The following is a 22,376-nucleotide window of genomic DNA, read 5'->3' as shown; positions in this document are numbered from 1 at the left end:
TCTACAATAAAACTGAAAGCGTTAATAAAACGACAGTTAATAAGCTTGTGTTAATTAAAATTTTAAAAGTGAAATGTTTCACTATTTCTTTTTATTATTTGCAGGGATAAATGGATTTAACTGTATAATTCGCTCTGCTAAATATTTAGGGGTATAGGGCATATCATTGCCAAGCCACATGGAAATTGTACCAATGATTGCAGATGTTCCATACCAAGCTGCGATATCAGAAGGAGTATCTACGGTTAAGAAATCTTCTGTTTTTTGAATCGCTTGTTGTTCTGTTGTTATTAATATCAATTCATATAAAAGATCCATCAATTTTGGTGTGAAATAAGGAATGTTTTTGGTTACAAGCAACACCTTATACATATGAGAATTCTCTGCAATATGCTCAAGCAATAAAATCAGCGAGGTAAGTTCATCCCCTGGTTTATAGGATTCTTCAAATTTATCTATAAGTATTTTCTTCAAATCTGCTAATAAGTCATCCAAGATACTATCAATCAAATCATTAATATCTTTGTAATGTAAATAAAATGTAGCTCGATTGATTTCAGCCTTTTGCGTAATAGCGTTGATCGAGATCTTATTCAGTTCTTTCTCTGCTAATAAATCTATAAAGGCATTCCGAATTGCTTTTCTTGTTTTTCGTATCCGTAAATCTAAGTATGTTTTGTCTGCCATGAATCTTCCACCTCGTAGTTAATGAACATACAGTCAATTATATACTACAGTAGTTCCAGATCGTAAGCGTTTGTGTACTTCTACATATTCGGCTGAATTCTTGCGGATATAGTACAAACTTCACGCATATTATGATTGTATAAAAATGGGAGGTGTGTTTTAAATATGCCGGATCCTTTTGTTGCGAGATCTCTTGATGAGATTAGATTCTGGTCACGAATTATGAAAGAACATTCTTTTTTTCTAAAATTAGGTTTCCGCGCCGAAGATACACAATTAATAAATGAGGCAAACTATTTCTATGCTACATTTGAAGCCATTGAGAACAGGTCACTCGGATTTACTGTGGATTCTGATCCAGCAGTAATAAGGAAATTTAATGAGGAGGTTCATAGTGCAGCTTCACATATCTGGGCTTTTAAAAGGAAAATACTGGGTCTGATTCTGCAATGTAAACTTCCAGGCGGAACGAACTTTCCCTTATTAGTGGATCATGTCAGCAGGGAAGCCAACTATTTCCGAAATCGACTGGAAGAACTAAATCAAGGTAGGTTAGATCCTTTACCGGACGCAATTATCAATGAAAATGTCTTCTTCCTTCGTATAATGGCAGACCATGCCAAATTCATCGGACATTTATTGGACCCTTCTGAACGTCAACTCGTAGAACAAGCAAGAAATTTCAGCCATGACTTTGACGTTTTGTTGTATCAAGCTATTGATCTTAGCTCCATGCGTCCTCAATCCCAAACTAAACCCCTGCTCAGCCAGCAACTTGACGAGAATAAAGTTTCGGTTAAATCCCTCCGTGATTTTAAGAAAACGGCGCGGGATCTAATAGAAGAATGCCGAATAAAAAGCATCATCCATCCACTTCTTGCGGATCATGTATTCCGAGAAGCAGAAAGATTCCTCTATATTATTGATGCATTTGAAGCCTCTTTGAATACGAATAAACAAATCGTATAACATTACATATCTTATGGATAGGGCTACTACTTGTATCAAAAAATACAGATGTTTTATACTTTGTACTATGGTTTTTGCTTTATTAATGCCATCCACTGTGTTTGCTGCTGATAAGAAATTGCTCCATGAGGCAAGTATTACTTTGTCTAGCGATGTTATTCCAGTGGGTGGAACGATTAAAATTAAAGTTCGCTTACTAGCTGAAATGACCAGTCTTACATATGCAAAATTGACACCTGAAGTATCTGATGAATCTATACTATTACACTAAATTGGTAATTGAGGCGAAAAAGATTAAAGCACCCAATGCAGAATTGCAGGTATTACATGAAATCTATTTAAAAGCAGCCTTATACAAAACGAAAATTTCCAGCACTGCTTTTAAAGCAGCAAATAAAAAGATGGATGAAGTCGTAAAATATGAAGGACAGTTTATAGATGGGATCGATAAATATCGGAAGAAGTATGGTATTTAAGATTGAATGATAATTAAATCCCAAAAATCCACGTCAGAGCTTCCTCTAACGTGGATTTTTAGGATTATAGCTATTTTTTTGTGTAAACAATCTTCTTAATACTGTCTCTTGATAGGCAATATTCATCCGAAAGCTGATCAACCGTTGCACCAACAGCAAACCTTAGACAGATTTCAATGTTTCTAGATCTTAAGTATTTTCTGCTCCCTGACTTCTCGCCCCATTTTACATGTGCTTCTTCAGGCTTTGGGATATACACTAAACCACCGTTAATATATTTCTGAATTTCCTCTAATAATTCTTTTGGAAAAATCGTATCAGCATTTACATATTTCATAATCGCTCTGCTCCTTAAACTTTTTATGAGTTTGAAGGTAGCAAAGTCTATTCTAAAAACAACAATGCACAATGCACTGGCGGTAAATCAAATTTTATTCGCTCTATACAAACAACCGCCGTTGTTTATAGTCTAGACTTTGCATAGAGCTTATCGCTAATCTTTTCACGATTGTACACCCTCCCTTTCATCAATTTGAAGTCAGTTCCTCCAAAATGCGCTTGGCTGTCTTCTCTCCATTAGCAATACAATCTGGAATACCCACACCATAATAAGAGCATCCGGCAAGGATTACGTTAGGATAATGATCTGCAATCTTCTTCTCTAAGGATACTACAATCTCATGATGGCGCATGTGGTAATTTGGCATAACATCATGCCATTTGGTCACGTCGTAGGTTACTGGCTGTCCAGTAATCCCAAGACTGGTCTGTATATCTTTCAACGCCACCTGTAATAATTCCTCTTCTGAGAGCTTAATCAAGGACTCATAATGCGGTCCTGAGCTCTTATAAAACAGTCTGACGAGCAGACGTTGTTGTCCAGATGTGTGCTCCCACTTGCGACTTGTCCACGTACAAGCATTACATAGAACATCATCACTGTTGGCGGTAATAAACCCTGTACCGTTCGCTGGCAGCTGACTATCAGGGATATCAAATCCTAGATACACACTAATCATAGAGCTGTTAAACAACTGATTAAAATCTTCATCCAGCACTTCATCTTGAAGTAATGCTTGTGCAGTAGAATGCATTGTTCCAAGTACAGCAAAATCGCTGTCCAAGATTCGTCCATCTGCCAGTGTTACACGGTACCGTTCTCCATCCTTTGCAATGCGCTCGGCACGAATCCCTTTGATGATCTCTACATCGGACAGCTGTTCTTCCATGGCATCGATCAGAGCAGAAACCCCACCCTTAAAAGACATAAACTTTTTATCGCCGTTTCCTTGGAATTTAGCCTTATTCGCGGACAATCCCTGAATAATACTTCCATATTCATTTTTATAATCAATCAAATAAGGAAGGGTCGAGGCAATGGTAAGTTCACTCAATTTCCCGGAATATACACCTGAAAGGACAGGTGATATTTGCTTCTCGACCAGCTCTTTTCCTAGGAAAGCTTCTAGAAATTCACCCACGGAATCATTTTTCGTAAACTTATCATTCGGAGTGTAAAAATCTTTAAGTGCTTCAACTTTACCTTCAGCAGAGACCAGATCTGTTGTAGCAAGCGATTCAATACTTAGAGGGATGCCAAAGACTGCATCCTTAGGAATTTGCTTAAGCTTTCCTTCTGTATAGATATATGATATTCCTGTCGCGTTATATACGACCTCATCTTGCATGCCAAGTTCTTCAATTAATGGGGCAACATTCGTTTTGCGAGTAACAATAGAATCTGCACTTGATTCCATAATGAAATCTTCCTGTCGCAGTGTTCTGATTTTTCCGCCCAGTCTATCGCTGGCTTCAACCAAAATGATTTTTACATCTAGCTTGTTATGCTCTATAGATTTCTGTAAATAGTAAGCGGTAGACAATCCAGTAATTCCCCCGCCAATCACGACGACCGTTCTCAAACGTTGACACCTGCCTCTAAAGTTATAATCTGTTAAATTCAATTGAATACATTATATCATAGGGATTTATATGTAATAACATACCGTTCGTGTCATATATGACACAAAATATCCCCACAAAGTGAGGATTTGCTTCGATGCGTACTCAAGTACTTTGCGGGGACCCCCAAAAAATATATACCTTCATATAAGTCTAAAAAAGCCGCGATAATCGCGGCTAATCTTTATATATTTTCCTGTTTTAAAGCATCAATAATATTTTCCTTCTTCACTTTTGAACTGGAGTACAGCATAGCTGAGCTAACGATGATAAAGACAGCGACTATGACATACAAGATACTCATCCACGGAAGTGCGAATCCATAGGAGAAACTACTCATCATGGATCTATAGATCAAGTACATCACGATTATGCTAATCGGAAGCCCGAAAAGTAGTGATTTTATCCCATAGAAGATACTTTCATAATTAATCATTTTATTAAAACCGTTTGGCGTCATCCCTACAGACTTCAACATCGCAAACTCTCTTTTACGAAGTGATATGCTAGTTGATATCGTATTGAAAATATTCGCAATCGATATTAATGTAATCAAAGCAATAAAACCATAGGTGAAAATAGACATTAACATGATCATCTGCTCACTATTTTGTCTATTTTGAAACACATTTTGGACATAGACATTCCGCTCTTTCATTTCCTCAATGGCCTGTTGTGTCGCTAATGGATCAGAGCTGTTCAGGTTAAGTCGGCTTTGTATATCGTTACTCATCGTATCATTTGTTAATTGATCGAAGACTTGTTCAGAGACAATGATATTTAATCCACCAACTAGTGCTGAATGAACACCCATAGGGCGTTTATCAGTTAATGCGACGATTTCTACTGGTGGTAATTTCGTCTCTTTCTCTGTGTTCCAATCCGTATAAATTAAATCAAGCTTCTGACCGATTTCCGAATGAAGAGCTTTGGTCTCAATAATCTTTTTGGCACTCTCATCCTCAAAGGTGACGGTATCATTCACAATAGCTGACATGTGATTGAGATCCGTTAATTGTTCATAACTTACACCGACCGATTCTGCATAGGTTCTCAAACTCTGTTCATTTAGGGCATGGATCTGAATGTAGTAAGGATATTTCCCATTCTTTAAAATACTGCTATCCTTCTCCACGATCTCTTGCAATTCTTTCGCCATATCTTTTTCATCAATCCATGAACTCAAGCTTAGTTCCCTGACCACATTATATTCCGTTATATTAGGTAAGGCAGATATCGATTTCGTCAGCCGATCAACTTTTTGAGCGTCCTCGGTCCCCATATAAACTTGGATATCGTAGTTCAAACCATCCTGTGAGAGTTCTACCGACTTTCTCATATTTGTAGTGAATGAAGATACGGTTAAAAACAGAACAATACTAATGACAAGTGAGAACACGGTTGCTTGGTACCTGCGTTTATTTCTCTTTAAATTCTTTAAACCAATTTCTGCTTCAATTCCAAATAACTTGCGAACGAACTTGGAAGTTTTCACCGCTTTACCAGAGAGCTTAACATCGGTTGTTTGTCTGATCGCATCAATTGCGGAGATCTTGGAAGCTTTTCTGGCTGGAAGATAGGTGGATATAAAAATCGTCAGTATCGAAACAACGCAAGCGGTGAATAGGGACAGAGGTGTAACAACCAATGTTAATTTTTCAGTTATCCCTAGTACATCTTGAATCATCGTATTGATGATCATAAAAGTGATCCCGATTCCTGCAATTCCGCAAAGGATCCCAATAGGTATACTAATTAAACCGATAATCATTCCTTCAAAAAACACCGAATTCTGCTTCTGCCTCTTTGTAGCACCTACGCTGGAGAGCATTCCTAAATGGCGTGCACGTTCCGAGACAGAGATCGCGAATGCATTATAGATTAAAGAAACGGAACCAATGATAATCACAGTCATAACGATGACTGACAATGAAAGAAGTGCATTACGTAAGCCATCGTTATTCGTCACACCATAATAGCGCAGCAGACTATTGTTATAAGAAATCGACTCTATATTGTTTTCTTTTGCCAATTCCTCTGCATGTTTGTATATGGAGCTATCCACCTTGTTTAGTACAACTGTCGCTGTAGTTTTTTCGGCTGCTCCAATCAAGCTTTCATCCACATAACTTAGCGCAGTATAACCCGGAGACCATGTTGGTTCCCAAGTGGGACGCTTTATCACTCCAACAATTGTGTAGTTCATTGGTTTTTTATGAATGATCTCTTCAAGCAGGGTGTCATCTTCAGTCCGTAATCGTTCGTTCTGAGATAAAGGCTGCCCACTATTTTTATCATCCCTAGTAACTCGCTCTCCGACATCGAGAGTTAGTGTTTCACCAATCTTATAAGTGACTTTTGCATTCTTTGCAATCTCCTCAGAAATGACTACTTCGTGGTTTGTCTTTGGGAGTCTACCTTCCAGCAGTTCAATCGGAAATTGTTTAAAACCAACTGCATTATATTCCTTAATATACCAATAGGGTTTATTCTCATTCTTCCCACCCTCTAAAGGGGCATACCCACGATCATTTGAGATGACAAGTGTTTTCGTTGCATCATCCGCTTCTATCGCTTTAAGCTGAGCTTTAGTAACATTTCTGTATTGGACATGCCATTCTCCATTCGTCGAGATACTCTGCTTCCTCATTAATTCCATAAATGAAAAACCAAGCGTTGCCACCGCCGTCACCATAGCCACAGAAATGATGACTCCAATAATAGTAACCAATGTTCTTCGCTTATTTTGTTTCAAATGTCTAAGCGTTAATTTATTTACGATATTCACGGACGAATCTCCTCATCTTTGGCGATCCTTCCATCTTCAATGGTAATCACTCTATCCGCTTGTAATGCAATCCGTTCATCATGAGTAATGACGATCAGTGTTTGATTATAGGTTTTATTAAACATTTTTAGTAAGTCTATAATTTCACTACTGTTCTTACTATCCAGATTACCGGTTGGCTCATCCGCCAGCATGATTGCAGGATTACTAATTAACGCTCTGCCAATAGAGACCCGCTGTTGTTGCCCGCCTGAGAGCTGATTCGGGAGATGGTTTAAGCGATTCTCCAAATTTAACGCCTTTACAGTATCCGCAAATTGTTTCTTATCTACCTTGTGCTGATCAAGGAGTAAAGGAAGTGTGATGTTCTCTTCCACCGTTAGGACCGGTATTAGATTATAGAATTGATAAATCAGCCCAATTTGTCTGCGTCTAAAGATCGCCAGCTGTGTTTCATTCAATTCATAAATATCCGTGTTATCTACGAATACTTTGCCGCTTGTCGGTCGATCCACACCACCTAACAAGTGAAGAATGGTCGACTTTCCTGAGCCTGATGGCCCGATAATCGCTACGAATTCCCCTTTTTTAATCGAAAAAGATACATCATCCAGTGCCTTTACCGCTGTTTCGCCTTTTCCATATGTTTTAGACAGATGTTCAATCTTTAAAATGTCCATTGTTAGACCTCCATTTGTTGATGAGATCAGTATATCTGTCTACAATGACTATCCAGTGACTCTAAAGTGACATTCTAGTCACTAAGCTACAAGTGCTAAATGACTTGCTTATAAAATTTAATCTGAAATTGTGTACCTTTTCCCACTTCACTCTTCACATCGATCGTTCCGTTTTGGCCTGTGATAATGCTTTGTGCTAAGGCAAGTCCTATCCCTACACTATCTTCGCTTGCATTTTTACCTTTATAGAATCGTTTGAAGATATAGGGGAGCTCTGCCTTTGGGATTCCTTTGCCGTTATCTGTAATGATAATTTCCGTAAACAGTGTATTTTCTGCATAAGAGATCGAAATCTCTCCCCCAGCAGGTGTGTGCTCTACACAGTTTTTCAGAATATTAATGATCGCCTCAGTTGTCCAATTGAGATCGCCCACAAATGTGGTGCTATCTTCTCCATCAATCAGGATCCGTTGTTCTTTAATATCCATTGGAATTAACATGGGCTCCAAAGATTTTTGAACTAGCTTCTTCACTTGAACTTGATCTTTTTTAAAATGAATAGTTCCAGCATCGATCTTGGAGAACTTTAATAATGAGGAAACTAACCATCCAATTCGTTCGAGTTGAACAGTAATCTTCCGTGTGAATTCCATTCTTTTCTCCACATGCAGCTCCGGGTCACTTAATAAATCGGCCATCACGGTCATGGAGGTTAGTGGTGTTTTGAGCTGATGGGATATGTCCGAGATCGCATTGGTGAGCTTTATTTTATCCTCCTGCAAAAGCAAACGCTGCTCCGATAACATCAACGTCACCTTATAAATATCATTTTTCAGGATACTAAGCTCGCCTTCCTGATTATCACGAACATCGAGCGAATAATTACCGCTGCTAACTTGACGTAGATACCCTGAAAGCTTCTCAATTTCGCGGTATCTCCAGCGGGTAAATAATAAACAACAACCTATAAGCAGAACTGAAGTTACCGCCGTGATTCCCATCGCCCCTGATGAAATAAATGCTGCTACTATCATCGCCAGAAGGCTGATCGTAGACATCGTTAGTAATAACCATCTAAATTCTCTGTTTCGTAACATCCTAATCACCTACCTTATACCCTAAACCGCGTACTGTTTTGATCAAGGTGGGTTCTTGCGGGTTATCCTCTAACTTTTCCCTTAAGCGTTTAATATACACAGACAATGTATTATCATTTACAAATTCTCCGGCGACATCCCAAATCCGCTCTAACAACTGATTTCTGGAAAGGACTTGTCCCACATGATTGGCAAATATCAGAAGCAGACGATATTCTAATGCTGTTAGCAGAACTTCATCGCCGTTCTTATAAACTTTTCCTTCAAGCGTATTAATCCGTATATTCTCTAGTTCAAAATTAGATGGGGTCTGAGCCTGCTTGTTATATCTCCTTAACACCGATTTAATGCGTGATAACAGCTCACGAATCCGAAATGGCTTAGTTATGTAATCGTCTGCTCCCATATCAAGTCCCATCACTACATTGACCTCATCATCAATCGCAGTTAAAAAGATGACCGGAATATCGCTACGCTCCTTCACGATCTTACACAGATCATATCCGCTGCCATCCGGTAGAGAGAGATCGAATATGCAAAGTGTTACTTCAGATATCTGCTCCGCCAACACCCTCCTAGCAGAGGCTGCATCATAACATAAAATAGTTTCAAAATGATCCTGCTGCAAGGAATATTCTAGTCCTGACGCAATCGTTCTATCATCCTCTACGAGCAATATTTTCATAAATGTTCATCCTAACCTAATAATTTGTGAAACCGTCATATTGAAAAAGCACTACATTTATAATGATGAATTTGCTGAAATCCTAAACGGAGAGCTAGCTTTTGGGAAGCTTCATTATCTAATGAACAGTCCCAGTAAGGTGTAAAACCATTTGCAAGGATATCTTCCACTACTAAGACCGCTAAATGCGTTCCCACTCCTCTATTCTGATACTTGGAGAGAGTTTCAATTCCGATAGCATGAGTATCCTCCGTAACGAAACTAGAATAACACACACCTATAATCTCAGTTCCCTCAACAGCAGCATATCCATAACCTTTTGCCCTAAAGTCTTCTTTCGATGACCAGAATAAATCAATATTGTCATGTACGAATTCTATATTCTTTAGATCTAAGTCCTCCCAGTCCAGCATTTTAAGATTTATAGTTCTGATCCCATTATTAAGGGACTCAACGGGCTTGTGGAATAACTTAAACACCATTTGTTCAAAAGGATATAGCTTCCTAGTAGGAAACATCAATGCCAGATTCCATTCATTGTGTTGACCTGAGACTTCAAAATAATCCAGCCCAAGCTTTTTCATCCTCGGTGCAATATGACTGGATACATAACTATCTAAGCTTTTAATAAATATCTCATTCGTGTGATCGCCTATAATATAAAATCCTTGTATCCCCTTACTCCATATCAACGCACTTTTTGGTGTTACAAGTTGATCTACAAAGATCCAGCCCGGATTATTTCCCTCGATAATGGAGAGAATTTCAGGGTGAATAGGAGCACCTGAAAGTAACGGTTTCACTTCATTAAAATCCTGTTGAGATAATTCAAGCATATGAACACTCCTCGTCAACAATTTATCTAAATAACTGATCAATACTTTAAAAGATTAAATCCCCTTTGTATATTCTATAAGATAATTCAGCAGATTGCTTATTATAAAATTCGATCCGGGTATCCTAAATAAAAAAAGGATTGAACCCAATGCTTAACGCACAGGCCCAATCCTTTATTTGGAGTATCCTTAATGATCGAAATCAGCTTGCATTATTGACCTATCATACCACCGTCGACAGTATATAGAGAGCCCGTTACGAATGAAGCCTCATCCGACAGAAGGAAGTTCATCACAGCGGCAACCTCTTGCGGTTCTCCGTAACGTCCCATAGGTGTTGCAGCTTCGTTAGCTGCCTTGTATTCTTCTGCGCTTCCGAAATTGTTCTCAATTTTACGCATCATTTGTGTATTGATCGTTCCTGGGAGTACCGCATTAACACGAATGCCAAGTGGTGCAAGCTCATTTGCAGCTACACGAGTCAGACCAATTACAGCATGCTTAGACATAATGTAAGGGGCCATGCCTGGTGCGCCCATGAGTCCTGCCAGAGAGGAAGTGTTCAGAATAGCACCTGAGTTTTGTTTTTTCATCACAGGAATTACATAGTGTAGTCCAAGAAACACACCGCGTACATTGACGTTGTATACAAGATCAAGTGCTTTGACGTTAAGTTCTTCGATTTGACCTGCTGGACCTTCAATTCCGGCATTATTTGCAAAATAATCAATGGTACCAAATTTTTCTACCGCTTTATTAACATAATTCTGAACGTCTTCTTCATTAGAAACATCCGCAGCTACAGCTAAAGAGTTAGATTCATTTAAGCCTAAATCTTGAATGACATTTTTTATCGCTTCTTCGTTCAGATCGACAAGTACAAGATTCAGTTTACGATCAGACAATCTACGGGCTAGCTCTTTACCGATTCCACCTGCAGCACCAGTAATAACAGCAGTTTTTACATGTGATTCACTCATTGTATATTCGCATCCTTTGTTATGAATTGGCTATATATTATAGTCTTAGGAGATGGGATAACCTATCTCTATTACTAGAGTATATCTATTAGTTAATCTGTTCAATAATCAGAATTTTAAGTAATGTCACCTAACCAACATAGTTGGTCTCCGTGTTCACTTATGTCTAAATCTTGAACATTAGCTGATCTTTTGTTACTTTTAAAGTAAGAACTATAAATGAACGATAAAAAGATCATAGCTGGAGGTAGTTTTTTTTGATACAGGAAGAGCATGAAGACAGAAGAACCAGAAGAACACGCCAAGCTCTGAAATCTGCATTCATAGAGCTAATATTGGAAAATAGTTATGATTCAGTTACGATATTGGACGTGACTAATCGAGCGGATTACAATCGAGGGACTTTTTATAAGCATTTTGAGAGTAAAGAGGCTTTGCTTAAGGAAATACATGATGAATTTCTACAGGGCATAGGTGAAGCGCTAATAGACCCTTATGAGGGATTGGAACGTATTAAGGCAACGGAGGTCTTCCCTTCCATTCTGCAGCTGTTCGAATATATTGAGGGGCATAAAGCGGAGTTTTTAGCCTTATCCACAGTGGAACGAGGGAAAATGACCGTTGAACTGTTTGACCGTTTACGGGAATCCATGCGTGAGGATATGCGTATTGAGATAGAAGCTGATGCCGCTCCCGTGGATTATGAAATTATGTTGAGTTACCAAATGTCTGCTACAGTAGGTGTCATTATGCACTGGGCTGAAGTCAATTTCAAATATTCGGCGAGCTATATGGCAGAACAGTTAATTACACTGGTTAACAGTAAAATAGACCATATAGCTTTTATGAAAAAATCCAATGGATAAGAAACGAAATGCAAGTGCCATATATAGGAAAGAAAATTAAAAAACCAGCGCATTGAGAGATGATCTCAAATGCGCTGGTTTTTAGTGTAGCAGTGCTCTACTCAACGAATATCTTTTACTCGAATATTATTTCCTAACAGACTCGAATCACTTCTTAATCTGAACGCTGGGTAATTCTCATCTGCTTCAAGCCGCATCTGTTCATCAAATAAAGATTCCTGCTGTCGGTCAACAAAAAAAGTAAAAGGCTCTTTCTGAACTTCAATATCTGTAGGATGGGGTTCACTAATGATCTGAATTACGATCACACCATTACAACCACAGCCCTCTGTGTCGAAAAATAATTTAAAATATCCTGGTCGTTCACCAAGGTTTTTTTCTAACTTTTCAATAGTTTGGGAGTTCAATTGTATGAACATAGGATGATCCACTCCTTATTTATATTTGAGCGAGTACTTTCCCAAAGTATAATTTGAATTAGTTCCAGCCTCGTGTGACTGCCATCACTTTTATATTGACAGACATGAGTCTGAGAATAAATCAAGCTGCCTTCTGCGTCTCCCGTTCGCCACCTAGCTTAAACACGAGGATACCCCCAATAATAACCAGTACTCCAAGCAACTGTTTCCAAGTAAAAGGAACCTTTTCAAGCCCTAACCAGCCTAGTGAATCCCAGAGTAGTGCGAACCCAAGCTGAGAGATCAATACGATCGAAATCGCATACGTTGGGCCCAGTCGTTTAGTACCTTGCACAAGGCATAATACCACCCCGACTCCGATCAAACCACTGATCCAATACCAAGGCTCCATATTTCTCAAAGTAAATATACGGTTTCCCTCAACGATAAGACTCATAATAAATGAAGCTAAGAATCCCATCCCTAACACTAAAGTTGTCGTTGCCCAAGAACCAACCTTTTCGTTAACTTTCGTATTAAATATATTTTGCAGACTCACGAGTGATCCCGCAATAAGCGCTAATATCAACCCAATAACCATAACTTAATTCCTCCATTTATCGACTATACTCAAGGTTGTTAGAATTTTAGTATCACAACGCCAGCTATCATCAACCCGATGCCGATGAACTGCGGTAATCTCATCTTTCGTTTTTCCATTCCAAACCAGCCTTTGATATCAATCAAGAAGGTCAGACATAGCTGAGCAATCAACAACGAGGATATTGTAAATGTAACACCGATTTGCTGAATGGCCGTTACTTCACTGAAAATAATTACAGCTGCAAAAGCGCCGCCGATCAAATATAAGGGTTTTACTTGCTTTATTCCTCCCCATTTCCCATCTCTAACGAACAAAAGAATTAGAAAGGACATGATAAACCCCGTTAACTGTGTAATTGTCGCCGCCTGCCAAGTCCCGATATCTTGACTAATTCGAGCATTTGACACACCCTGTAACGTAATACAAGCCCCCGCTAAAAATGCAAATATAATCCCTCTCATTTCTCTCTCTCCTCAACTTCGATCTCTTACATATTAAAAAGCAATTCAAGGGTTTAAAAAAGGACATCTGTCCTAAATGAGAAGAAACGTTGTTATTGCTCAGCAGCTGCTGTTGCTCGTAGAAATAAAAAGACCGTTTCAAGCCTTCGTACGGGCTTAAAACGGACTTCAAAAATTTTTTTATAGTTGATTTATAAGAGCAAATTCTTCTCATGCAATTGATCAAAAATAATTTGGGTAACTACAGACACACGATTTCGATCTTTATAGCTTAACCAAGTCAATTCCTCGATTTCGGACGCTGGCGTTAATGTCCCTTCATAATCCGCAATATAACAGGTCATTTTTACTGTAACACCTTCTGCTTTGCCATGAGCCTCTGCTTCAAAGGTTCCAAAATAAGAGACGGTATCAGCCTTAATCTGAACAGAGATTTCTTCCTCAATTTCGCGCAAAAGCGTCTCCTCGTCTGTTTCTCCGGCTTCTCTTTTTCCCCCAGGCAAATAATAGGTATCTTTCCCTTTGGAACGCGCACATAAAACTTGTCCGTTCTCGATATGAATCCAAGCGATTTTATCAATGATTGTAGTCATATAGTTCTCCCTATGCCTTTTTTTCAACAATTATATCATACAACTGAACTAACACATTTATGCAACGTCAGTTTTAACTTTTTGGACATGAGGGTATCACACAGGGCAAATCATATATGCAGCGAAGGTAAGAAAAGGACAGCTTACATGGCAGTATGATTAACAACGCTTTATTCATGATCATAATGAGCCTTATCATCTTCAGTTATCTCCCGTATGACTCTGCAAGGGTTACCCACTGCAATCACATTTGCAGGAATATCTTTAGTAACAACACTGCCCGATCCGATGATGGTATTATCTCCGATAGTGACCCCTGGATTTATAATTGCTCCACCGCCGATCCATACATTATTTCCGATAGTAACGGGATAAGCATACTCATATTCCTCAACTCTCAGTTCATAATGAGCGGGATGACCTGCTGCAAAAATACTTATATTAGGCCCGATCAACACATTATCCCCTATCGTTACTGTGTTGCAATCCAAGACTGTAAAGTTGTAATTCGAATAAAAGTTCTCACCAATTGAGATATTATAACCGTAATCACAACGAAATGGCGGTTCTATGAAAAACTTAGCTCCTGTACGTCCCAATAATGGTTTTATTAATGCATTTCGTTGATCAATTTCGCTAGGTCGTAAAGCATTAAATTCAAACAAAATCTCTTTAGCATGCTGACGTTCCCCTAGCAATTCCTCTCCAAATGCTTTATATAGCTTCCCAGCTAACATTTTTTCTTTTTCAGTCATGATGTCTTTCTCCTCTCTACTTATACCAAGATGATTGTAAAGCGTACATGTTTGCATAAATCCATTTGTGAAGCTCTAAATCTTGATAGTCCCCTACTTCAGCGATCTCTCCATTATACATAACATAGATCGTATCGACATTCTTAGCCGAGCCCAATCGATGTGAAATGAAAATAGCCGCTTTATCTTGGCTTTTGGATCAATAGCAGAGGTAGGTTCATCGAATACTATAAGCTCCGCATTATTGTATAATGCGCGCGCATCACTAGCTTTTACCACTGACAGCCTGATAGCTGCCTACTTCCTTCTACTGATTAAAAAGATTGGGGCAATCAGTAACTTAGTGCTAAAATATGAGAGTGAGTTTCTTCTGTCTATCACATATAATAGTTTTACAACATAGAGAAAGTCAGACAGGCAGCCCCTCTTCTTATCAGTGTATTTCTTTCTGTAAACACTTTCATTGTTAAGATGGGAATCCGATTATAAGGTCTATAATTGGATGAGGTAATTTTCGAAATGAACATATGAATAGGAGTGTGAATTCATGAAGCTTCAATTTAATTTATTCCCGGGCGGATTGCCCAAGGCGCTTACTATGAGCTATGATGATGGACAAAAACACGATATTCGCTTGGCGGAGATTTTTGATCAATATGGGATTAAAGGTACTTTCCATCTAAATAGCGCTATGATAAACGCACCCGGATTTTTATCTTCTGCTGATGTTAAACATTCACTCAGAAACCACGAGGTGTCTGCCCATTCTGTTACTCATCCACATCTAGAACGTCTTCCTTTACCTATGGTGATCGATGAGCTGTTTGAAGACCGTAAGCGACTTGAGAAACTAGTGGATTATCCGGTACGTGGAATGTCCTATCCTTACGGTACATACTCTCAAGAAATCATAGCGCCACTTCAGTCTGTTGGGATTGAATACAGTCGTACTGTCCACTCTACCAAACAGTTTGATATGCCTCTGAATTTCATGGAATGGCATCCAACATGCCAACATAATGAAGATCTCCATCACGTATGGGAGCGATTTACAACGGAGGGTCCATCCCAAAAACTAAGACTCTGTTATGTTTGGGGTCATAGTTATGAATTTGCTGAGCAGAACAATTGGGAGCTTATCGAGTCCTTTTGCCAACAAGCAGGTGGACATTCGGATATTTGGTACGCTACCAATATAGAGATTTATGATTATGTTGCTGCCCTATATTCACTGAAAATGAGTGCTGACAAAACGGTCATCCGTAACAACTCGGCTATTGATGTCTGGGTATCCGTAAATGATCAACCTATTCAGATTAAGGGTGGAAGTACGATGATGATGAAATAATCCAAAATGCAAAAGAGAGCGATTTTAAACATCGCTCTCTTTTTGCTTATTACATAAAAGTGATTAAAATTACTTTGTTTGAAGTGTAAATGTCACTGTTTTTGCTTTTTCCTCAAGGATTGGAGTATAGGTGAATGTCATTACATTCCCTTTGCGACTCTTCAACACTAACATTCTGGTCAATACATATGGATCTCTGCCATCATTTACTCTATCCCATTCTTTACGATCCTCACCGGTAATCAGTTGTTCGCTGAGATTGATGATTTCTCCACTGATGCTATAAACCAAATATAAGTGTGTCGTATCTAATAAACGTATGAGCGCCACATCTTCCGCAGCATACTCCACTATGAAATCTCCAGTTGCTCCTGTTAACTTCTCCATCTCAAATAACTTGCCCAAACCGCCATCCTTAGTAATATATTGCACATTCTTCCCATCGGTCATATACACCTGAGTATAAGGCACTTGTGGTGCGTGGATATAAGCCGAGTTGTTGTAATGATAGTCCATTTGCTTGAGAATAGTGCCCGCTTTGACCAATACTTGATAGCTGCTATTGAAATCGGTGAACATGGCATAATGATTGTCCGTTAACTGGAGTAAGTCCGTACCATTGCCCATTTTTTCAATCTCAAAAGCGTAGTTGTACGCAGATTCCTTAAAAGGTAGTCGACCAATAATTACTGGTTTCCCAGTTTCCGTTGCACGGTAATACAAATCGCCGTTTTTTTGAGATATCCAATAGGATCTTCCATCTACGGAAGCAGAAACCAATCTAGCTTCATCTATAATTTGGATAACCCCATCCGTTTTATTAAGCCCCGCTTTACCTCCAAGTACACTGACCGCTGAGATCAATGGCACGTACACCGAGCCTTTTATAATACGTGGGGATTTTGTTAAAGTCACCACGGCCTCGTTCACTTTTGACTTTAAAGTACCAGCCGTGAAGATAACCTCACGCTCAGGACGAACCAGTTTGGCCGTTTTGGACGGTTGATCCCAAGATAATGTATACCCCATAGCATCTGCGAGTGATTTCAGGGGTACAAAAGTTGTATTCTCCGTGATCACCTGTTTACTGCTTATTCCGATTTCTTTATAGTTGAATTGAATTTGGTTTTCTGCTTTGGCTGATACCGATCCATACCCTGTACTTAAAATCAAAACAGTCAAGATTCCTAGCGTTACCTTCCATTTATTCATTTCTTTTCGTCTCCCTTGACTCTATAGTCATATGTAATTAGACGATAGAATTTGGAAAAAGTTTCTTGTTTCCGTTTTACGTATAAAAAAGACCTGATCCACGGTAGACTACCGCAGTCAGGTCTTTTGTCTTTTACAAAGTAATCTTAACTTCTAGCAAACTCATAAAACGCCAAGGCATCTCCCCATGTCGGGAATCCTGCTTGCGCTAGTTTATCACTGCCTCCGCCTTTTCCATTGTAGGTACTAAGATGCTCTTTGAAAAAAGCTCCACAGGAGATCTCCGCGCTGCCATTCTGTGCAAATACAACCTTATTCTCAGTAGAACTAGCCAATAAAACCGGAACATCGCATTTCGCGGTAAGCTTGTTAGCTAAACTTTGTAAATCTTTCAGCGATTTATCCTCGAACACTTTTGCGATCAGCTTTCCTTCTTGCTGTGCTAAAAGCTCCTGTACGACATAATCATCATTCTTCTCTTTAAGTAGGGTAATTTCAGCTTGCAGCTGCTTTTGTTCATTCTCCCATTTTTCAATGCGATCGATAATTTCATCTTTTCCCGTATTGAACTTGGAAGATAGGGCTCCAACAATTTGCAGACTGCTATTAAACTCCTCCAAAGCACGGTATCCACATTTAAAATAGATCCGCGTATTGCCTTTTTGTTTCTCCGCTTTCAGAAGCTTAATTATACCAATCTCACCTGTTGAAGATATATGCGTACCACCGCAAGCGTTATATTCTATATCTTTAATTTCTACAATCCGGATGTTCTCCGTCACTTTAGGTTGTTTGACCAATTTAAGCTGTGAAGCCTCTTCCCCTGTTACAAAATAGCTCAGGATACTATGGTTCTGGTAAATCTGCCGATTAACCTCCCACTCTATGGAATGAAGTTGTTTAGGCGACAGTTCTGGCACTTCTATATCAATGGTGCAATAATCCTCACCCAAATGAAAGCTTAGAGTCATAAACTGATACAAATCGAGACAGATGGCTGAGAGCAAGTGTTGTCCACTATGCTGCTGCATATGATCAAATCTTCTCTTCCAATCGATCTGACAATTGACAGCTAAATCATCAGGCAGACGTTCCAGCTTATGCAAGACAAGATCTTCCTCACTGATTACATCAAGTACCGGAATATCCCCAATAGTCCCTAAATCACAAGGTTGCCCACCGCCATGCGGATAAAAAGCGGTCTCCTCCAAAATAACATAGAGTCCATCTTCTCGTTCTATGGTTTCAGTAATACAGGTCTCCCAATCAGTAAGGTATGTAGAATTGTAGTATAGTTTGTTGGTCATGTATGTATCCCTCTCTTTTATACGTTTATGGCACATTAAGCTTATAGTATCATAACGGATTTCAAAGACAAACTGCACAATGAAAAACGCCTTGCGGCGCTTTTGGAAGAAATTCACTTTGTTGTTCTACTTTCAGTTGTCTTCTACCTTGTTCATCAGTAATCCTGTACTCTCATCCAAGAATTCCGCTGTCATACTCTAGAACCTTTACCCCTGTTCAAGGAAAATAATGCCCTAGCCGAGCAAGCGCTTCACAGTGTCATTTGGACTTTCTGGCACCACCGTAGACATGGTTTGAATTTCCACAACGTGGTTCGCGAGCCAAGGACCCACCTGTGGGGGTATGGTTGGTTTAGTGCGAATGATATTGAACTGCTCTTATTAATCAGGACGAGTGGGATCAATTATGGAATAGTGATGATTATCTATGTAAGCATCAAAAGCATCTATGCCTTCTTGTAAAATTATACGCGATTCTTTGGGGGTAATTGGTACTACCCACAAGACATTAATTATTTCTTCACCTATTTTTATTTGTTCTAAATCCTCACTTTCTCCTCTTAGTTCATCAATCAAGAGGGCTTTTGTAGTCCAATTTTCTGGTGCGAGTGCGCTCTCAGTCATTACTCGTGGTACTTCCGAAGATTGGATATGTTCAATATTATGGGCAATTATGTCACAGAAATATGAGAATATGCGATCAATGTTTTCTTGTCCCAAATCGGGTTTTAAAGCTATCATCCATTCATTCTCAATAGGTTTTCCAGTTTTCCGAATGGAATTAGATAGGCCGACTGTTGCGAATCTTGCAGGAATATTAACGTCAATTGATGGAAAATAATATAACTCAATATATACGCCAATCTCCGGTTTTGTCATTATGACTCTATATTCTGGCATTGACCATTCTTTAATATATAAATTCAGAATAATAGTTCTCCTAATGTCGAACTCCAGAATGATCCCTCGGCATGACTCTTTATTAATTTGCACATCCATCACCTTTTTTCAATATTGGTTTTTTGGTTTTGAATTATTAATCTCTTTTCGATGAATGGTGCTTTATGACTGCTTCTTGAGCTTTAAGGACAATATCATCTACTTCGGAAAGCTGACGCTCAATTGAGGCTAGAGCTTTTAGTAAAAATAGGCCAAGACTTTCATCCCCAAAGGATAATTCCAATTCGGCGAAACACTCGATGTCTTGGAGTTTTTCTATATTTTTTTTGTTATTGATTTTTTTAGGGTATTCGATGTAATTATAGAGGGTTAAGACTGCTTCTTCCCCCTTGGTTTTAAAGTTGTGAACAGTTCCATTGAATAGGGTGTCTTTGAATCCTTCCTTAAGCCTACCTTGTTCATTCAAGGCATCCAGATGAAAGGTTGCTAAATATTTTTCGTTCCTTACGGCATGATCATTAATGCTGTAGGATACATTCTCTTCGTCAAGAATCTTTATTATTTCATCAATTGACTTGAACTTCAGTCTTGCAAATCTCGCCGGAGAAAATTGCTTGCGCAAAGAATCTTCATGATTTGAAAGGTATGCCTTAAAAGAAATTTCAGCATTTCCTTCCAGGAGTTCTTTGAAATAAACAAGATGCCTTCCATCTACCATATCTGCCTCCTGCAACTCTTGAGCTTTTGGGTATATTATGATTACGCGTTTTTTTGACTCAGGATTGGAGATCATATTTAAAAAATGTGGCCCAGAGATAGTGTATGATGCCGGAGAACTGATATTTTGAAGCGATTAATCCAGATCTCTAGCCCAGCTAACTAACTCTTCATCGTCAAAGTTATATGGATATTCGTAAATATTAGAGTAATAGTACTCCGATTCTAATAAATCTCTAATTACATTGAAAACCTTATTGGTGGCATGAAATCCATTCCTGATGGGCGCGGTGAAGGCAAGCGAGCCATTATGAAATCCATCTAAAGAACCGGAAAGCTCTCGTTTGACTATAGATTCAGCTGTCTCTATCTTTTCTTTAACAAGCTCCTCTTTGTAAATTTGAATGCAGAAATTTCCACCATGTTTTATTAATTCAAACTCTCCATTGGGATGGAGTTTTATTGTATCTCCTTTCGCAAGCCCTTGAGCCAGCCCAGGAGATGCACATAATTTGAATATTTTATCGCTTATGCATTCTGCAGGAAGCTCTTCAAAGACTGCTTCCTCTGAATTTATGCCGGCAAAAACATTAATTACGGTTAATTTATGTTCCATACGAATACTCCTCAATACTGTCTCTTTTAATGTATGAGATTTGAGATTACATCCTACATGTATCCGCTATCGCTTGTAATTCAACGGGTCGATAATAAAGGAGGTTCCTCTTTTTTTGAAAAGGGTTACTTCAAGATGCTTTCAAGGCGGCAATGTCATGTACCTTGTTAATAATTGGGGCGTTGCTGGCCCTGCTTTCTCAGATCTAGGAATGATATTCAAGAAATCATAGCAGGTACTAAAACGCCTCGTCAAGTGCTAGAAGCGGTAGACAAGTCTTCGACGCCGGATATACTCGGATAACGAGATTCCGGTAATGAATGGAAACCCAACAAATCCGATGTTTAGTAACATTGAGCTTTACTGCCAGTATGTAGATTGAGAATCACCAAGGATTGTGCAAGTAATTCAACAAAAGAAAAGTTCAAGTGGTATCTCTGCTTGAACTTTAAATGGTTATATTGAGGTGAATCTGGCGTTAAATCAATTGTTTCTCACTATTTCGTAACTCTACTTTCCGCTGTACCAAACAAAATACGCTATACGCTTTTTACCAATATAGCTAACGAACAAAATGCTTATTTTCGGAGCGAGGCATTATATCGGTGAGAGTATACAAACCATGTAATGCTTGCTGTTAATAATGCCGACGAAATCAAAGCTGTAAGAATACTATATGTTTGCCAAATAAGTATCGTTTGCCAATCTAATGTACAGCACATTATACATAGGGCAATCGTAGCAATCAGCAAAATAGCTGTTACGATTATTCGCTTTTTTGTCATTGGCTGCCGCTCATTCGTTTTCCTTCTGCGTAATCCTAAGAAAAAGAACAGAACAGCCAATAGGCAAAGAATAATTGTGGTAGACGATAAAATGATGTCCAAAAGCTGTGTGCCGCTTATTTCATATGACTGCGTTAGATTGCCGTCTAATATATCTTTAACTTTTAGTAGCATGCTTCTATTGATATTAGCGCCGTTGGTCAGCAAGCAGACGGCTGTTCGTTCATTTGGCAGTATGATCACTTCGGTTCCAAAATTGGGATTTCCCCCGGATTGCTCTATAATCGTTTGGTTGCTGTTTACCGTCCAGCCCGCCGACGGCTGAAATACCTGTTCCCTCATAAAGTCTTCATAGCTTTGTCCCGACACAATCTCAATAACAAAACCCAATACGTCATAATTAACGGTTCCATAGCTATACTGTTCACCGGGTGGGAACGCCAACTCAGCATCTACCAGCATTTCCACAGTCTTTTGCAGCAAATCTGGTGTATGGCCTTGTGGAATATTTTGAGAATTCCTACCATTTGTTAGGCCGCTAGTATGGTGAAGAAAGTTTGCTAGACGTTCAATGATTAGATTACCATTGTAAACTTCACAGACCCATGTATATTATTTCTTGCTTCGCAAAAAAGGCCCCTCTGTCCCATCTTC

The 22,376-nt window shown here is 38.9% G+C and carries 24 protein-coding genes and 2 pseudogenes; 5 read left to right on the top strand and 21 right to left on the bottom strand.

The window, feature by feature from the left end:
* Nucleotides 1–81: 81 nt before the first annotated feature.
* The gene (locus NSU15_RS14620) at nt 82–687 is read right to left on the bottom strand and encodes a TetR/AcrR family transcriptional regulator C-terminal domain-containing protein (protein WP_339291059.1); all 606 of its coding nucleotides are present in this window, start codon (nt 685–687) and stop codon (nt 82–84) included.
* 165 nt (nt 688–852) lie between these two features.
* Here NSU15_RS14620 and NSU15_RS14615 point away from each other — a divergent pair, with 165 nt between their 5' ends.
* The 3 genes from NSU15_RS14615 to NSU15_RS14605 all read left to right on the top strand — a co-directional run bounded on the left by NSU15_RS14615 (nt 853) and on the right by NSU15_RS14605 (nt 2,132).
* Nucleotides 853–1,656, top strand: a complete 804-nt coding sequence (locus tag NSU15_RS14615; protein ID WP_339291057.1) for a DUF2935 domain-containing protein — start codon at nt 853–855, stop codon at nt 1,654–1,656.
* An 85-nt stretch (nt 1,657–1,741) separates the two neighbouring features.
* Nucleotides 1,742–1,927 carry a hypothetical protein gene (locus NSU15_RS14610; RefSeq protein ID WP_170880266.1) on the top strand — a complete coding sequence of 62 codons (186 nt, stop codon included), beginning with the start codon at nt 1,742–1,744 and terminating at the stop codon, nt 1,925–1,927.
* A 43-nt stretch (nt 1,928–1,970) separates the two neighbouring features.
* Nucleotides 1,971–2,132 (top strand): hypothetical protein, encoded by a 162-nt coding sequence (locus tag NSU15_RS14605; RefSeq protein ID WP_339291055.1) that lies wholly within the window; start codon nt 1,971–1,973, stop codon nt 2,130–2,132.
* 70 nt (nt 2,133–2,202) lie between these two features.
* Here NSU15_RS14605 and NSU15_RS14600 read toward each other — a convergent pair whose 3' ends face one another.
* The 8 genes from NSU15_RS14600 to NSU15_RS14565 all read right to left on the bottom strand — a co-directional run bounded on the left by NSU15_RS14600 (nt 2,203) and on the right by NSU15_RS14565 (nt 11,160).
* Nucleotides 2,203–2,469 (bottom strand): CD3324 family protein, encoded by a 267-nt coding sequence (locus NSU15_RS14600; RefSeq protein WP_042127555.1) that lies wholly within the window; start codon nt 2,467–2,469, stop codon nt 2,203–2,205.
* Between the two features lie 190 nt (nt 2,470–2,659).
* A complete protein-coding gene (locus tag NSU15_RS14595) occupies nt 2,660–4,054 on the bottom strand; it encodes a protoporphyrinogen oxidase (protein ID WP_339291053.1) in 1,395 nt (464 codons plus the stop codon).
* 224 nt (nt 4,055–4,278) lie between these two features.
* Complete coding sequence (locus NSU15_RS14590; protein ID WP_339291051.1) at nt 4,279–6,882, bottom strand: FtsX-like permease family protein; 2,604 nt, start codon at nt 6,880–6,882, stop codon at nt 4,279–4,281.
* On the bottom strand, nt 6,879–7,562 hold the full coding sequence (locus NSU15_RS14585; RefSeq protein ID WP_339291049.1) for an ABC transporter ATP-binding protein: 684 nt from the start codon (nt 7,560–7,562) through the stop codon (nt 6,879–6,881). The genes NSU15_RS14590 and NSU15_RS14585 overlap by 4 nt, the downstream gene beginning before the upstream one ends.
* 95 nt (nt 7,563–7,657) lie before the next feature.
* Nucleotides 7,658–8,659 (bottom strand): HAMP domain-containing sensor histidine kinase, encoded by a 1,002-nt coding sequence (locus NSU15_RS14580; RefSeq protein WP_339291047.1) that lies wholly within the window; start codon nt 8,657–8,659, stop codon nt 7,658–7,660.
* A 1-nt stretch (nt 8,660) separates the two neighbouring features.
* Nucleotides 8,661–9,344 carry a response regulator transcription factor gene (locus NSU15_RS14575; protein WP_339291045.1) on the bottom strand — a complete coding sequence of 228 codons (684 nt, stop codon included), beginning with the start codon at nt 9,342–9,344 and terminating at the stop codon, nt 8,661–8,663.
* Nucleotides 9,345–9,379: 35 nt separating this feature from the next.
* A complete protein-coding gene (locus NSU15_RS14570; RefSeq protein ID WP_339291043.1) occupies nt 9,380–10,180 on the bottom strand; it encodes a GNAT family N-acetyltransferase in 801 nt (266 codons plus the stop codon).
* 212 nt (nt 10,181–10,392) lie between these two features.
* Entirely contained in the window at nt 10,393–11,160 is a 768-nt protein-coding gene (locus tag NSU15_RS14565) for an SDR family NAD(P)-dependent oxidoreductase (RefSeq protein ID WP_339291041.1), read from the bottom strand.
* A gap of 257 nt (nt 11,161–11,417) precedes the next feature.
* Between NSU15_RS14565 and NSU15_RS14560 the strand changes: the two genes are divergently transcribed.
* Nucleotides 11,418–12,026, top strand: a complete 609-nt coding sequence (locus NSU15_RS14560; RefSeq protein ID WP_339291039.1) for a TetR/AcrR family transcriptional regulator — start codon at nt 11,418–11,420, stop codon at nt 12,024–12,026.
* Nucleotides 12,027–12,127: 101 nt separating this feature from the next.
* On the opposite strand, the gene NSU15_RS14555 is transcribed toward NSU15_RS14560, so the two are convergent.
* From NSU15_RS14555 to NSU15_RS14535, 5 genes are all read right to left on the bottom strand, one after another.
* Nucleotides 12,128–12,445, bottom strand: a complete 318-nt coding sequence (locus NSU15_RS14555) for an iron-sulfur cluster biosynthesis family protein (protein ID WP_339291037.1) — start codon at nt 12,443–12,445, stop codon at nt 12,128–12,130.
* A gap of 121 nt (nt 12,446–12,566) precedes the next feature.
* A complete protein-coding gene (locus NSU15_RS14550; protein WP_042127538.1) occupies nt 12,567–13,025 on the bottom strand; it encodes a DMT family transporter in 459 nt (152 codons plus the stop codon).
* Between the two features lie 38 nt (nt 13,026–13,063).
* Nucleotides 13,064–13,489, bottom strand: a complete 426-nt coding sequence (locus tag NSU15_RS14545; RefSeq protein WP_076118510.1) for a DMT family transporter — start codon at nt 13,487–13,489, stop codon at nt 13,064–13,066.
* A gap of 191 nt (nt 13,490–13,680) precedes the next feature.
* Nucleotides 13,681–14,082 (bottom strand): NUDIX domain-containing protein, encoded by a 402-nt coding sequence (locus NSU15_RS14540; protein WP_339291035.1) that lies wholly within the window; start codon nt 14,080–14,082, stop codon nt 13,681–13,683.
* A 170-nt stretch (nt 14,083–14,252) separates the two neighbouring features.
* Nucleotides 14,253–14,837, bottom strand: a complete 585-nt coding sequence (locus NSU15_RS14535) for a sugar O-acetyltransferase (RefSeq protein WP_339291033.1) — start codon at nt 14,835–14,837, stop codon at nt 14,253–14,255.
* A 547-nt stretch (nt 14,838–15,384) separates the two neighbouring features.
* Here NSU15_RS14535 and NSU15_RS14530 point away from each other — a divergent pair.
* Nucleotides 15,385–16,185: a polysaccharide deacetylase family protein gene (locus NSU15_RS14530; protein WP_076118506.1), complete on the top strand. Its 801-nt coding sequence runs from the start codon at nt 15,385–15,387 to the stop codon at nt 16,183–16,185.
* Nucleotides 16,186–16,254: 69 nt separating this feature from the next.
* Here the strand turns inward: NSU15_RS14530 and NSU15_RS14525 are convergent, their stop codons facing one another.
* The 7 genes and pseudogenes from NSU15_RS14525 to NSU15_RS14495 all read right to left on the bottom strand — a co-directional run.
* Nucleotides 16,255–17,397 (bottom strand): copper amine oxidase N-terminal domain-containing protein, encoded by a 1,143-nt coding sequence (locus NSU15_RS14525; protein ID WP_339291030.1) that lies wholly within the window; start codon nt 17,395–17,397, stop codon nt 16,255–16,257.
* A gap of 146 nt (nt 17,398–17,543) precedes the next feature.
* The gene (locus NSU15_RS14520) at nt 17,544–18,704 is read right to left on the bottom strand and encodes a DHHA1 domain-containing protein (protein WP_339291028.1); all 1,161 of its coding nucleotides are present in this window, start codon (nt 18,702–18,704) and stop codon (nt 17,544–17,546) included.
* A gap of 234 nt (nt 18,705–18,938) precedes the next feature.
* Nucleotides 18,939–19,031: pseudogene (locus NSU15_RS14515) on the bottom strand (SDR family NAD(P)-dependent oxidoreductase); the annotation flags it as partial.
* A 54-nt stretch (nt 19,032–19,085) separates the two neighbouring features.
* Nucleotides 19,086–19,583, bottom strand: a complete 498-nt coding sequence (locus NSU15_RS14510) for a suppressor of fused domain protein (RefSeq protein ID WP_339291026.1) — start codon at nt 19,581–19,583, stop codon at nt 19,086–19,088.
* Nucleotides 19,584–19,740: 157 nt separating this feature from the next.
* On the bottom strand, nt 19,741–20,322 hold the full coding sequence (locus tag NSU15_RS14505; protein ID WP_339291024.1) for a hypothetical protein: 582 nt from the start codon (nt 20,320–20,322) through the stop codon (nt 19,741–19,743).
* Nucleotides 20,323–20,457: 135 nt separating this feature from the next.
* Nucleotides 20,458–20,937 carry a DUF4265 domain-containing protein gene (locus NSU15_RS14500; RefSeq protein WP_339291022.1) on the bottom strand — a complete coding sequence of 160 codons (480 nt, stop codon included), beginning with the start codon at nt 20,935–20,937 and terminating at the stop codon, nt 20,458–20,460.
* Nucleotides 20,938–21,515: 578 nt separating this feature from the next.
* Nucleotides 21,516–22,280: pseudogene (locus NSU15_RS14495) on the bottom strand (serine hydrolase domain-containing protein); the annotation flags it as partial.
* Nucleotides 22,281–22,376 lie beyond the last annotated feature (96 nt).

This window comes from Paenibacillus sp. FSL E2-0201 (genome assembly GCF_037963325.1).
Lineage (GTDB): Bacteria > Bacillota > Bacilli > Paenibacillales > Paenibacillaceae > Paenibacillus_AQ.
This window is presented reverse-complemented; position numbering and strand designations above follow the sequence as displayed.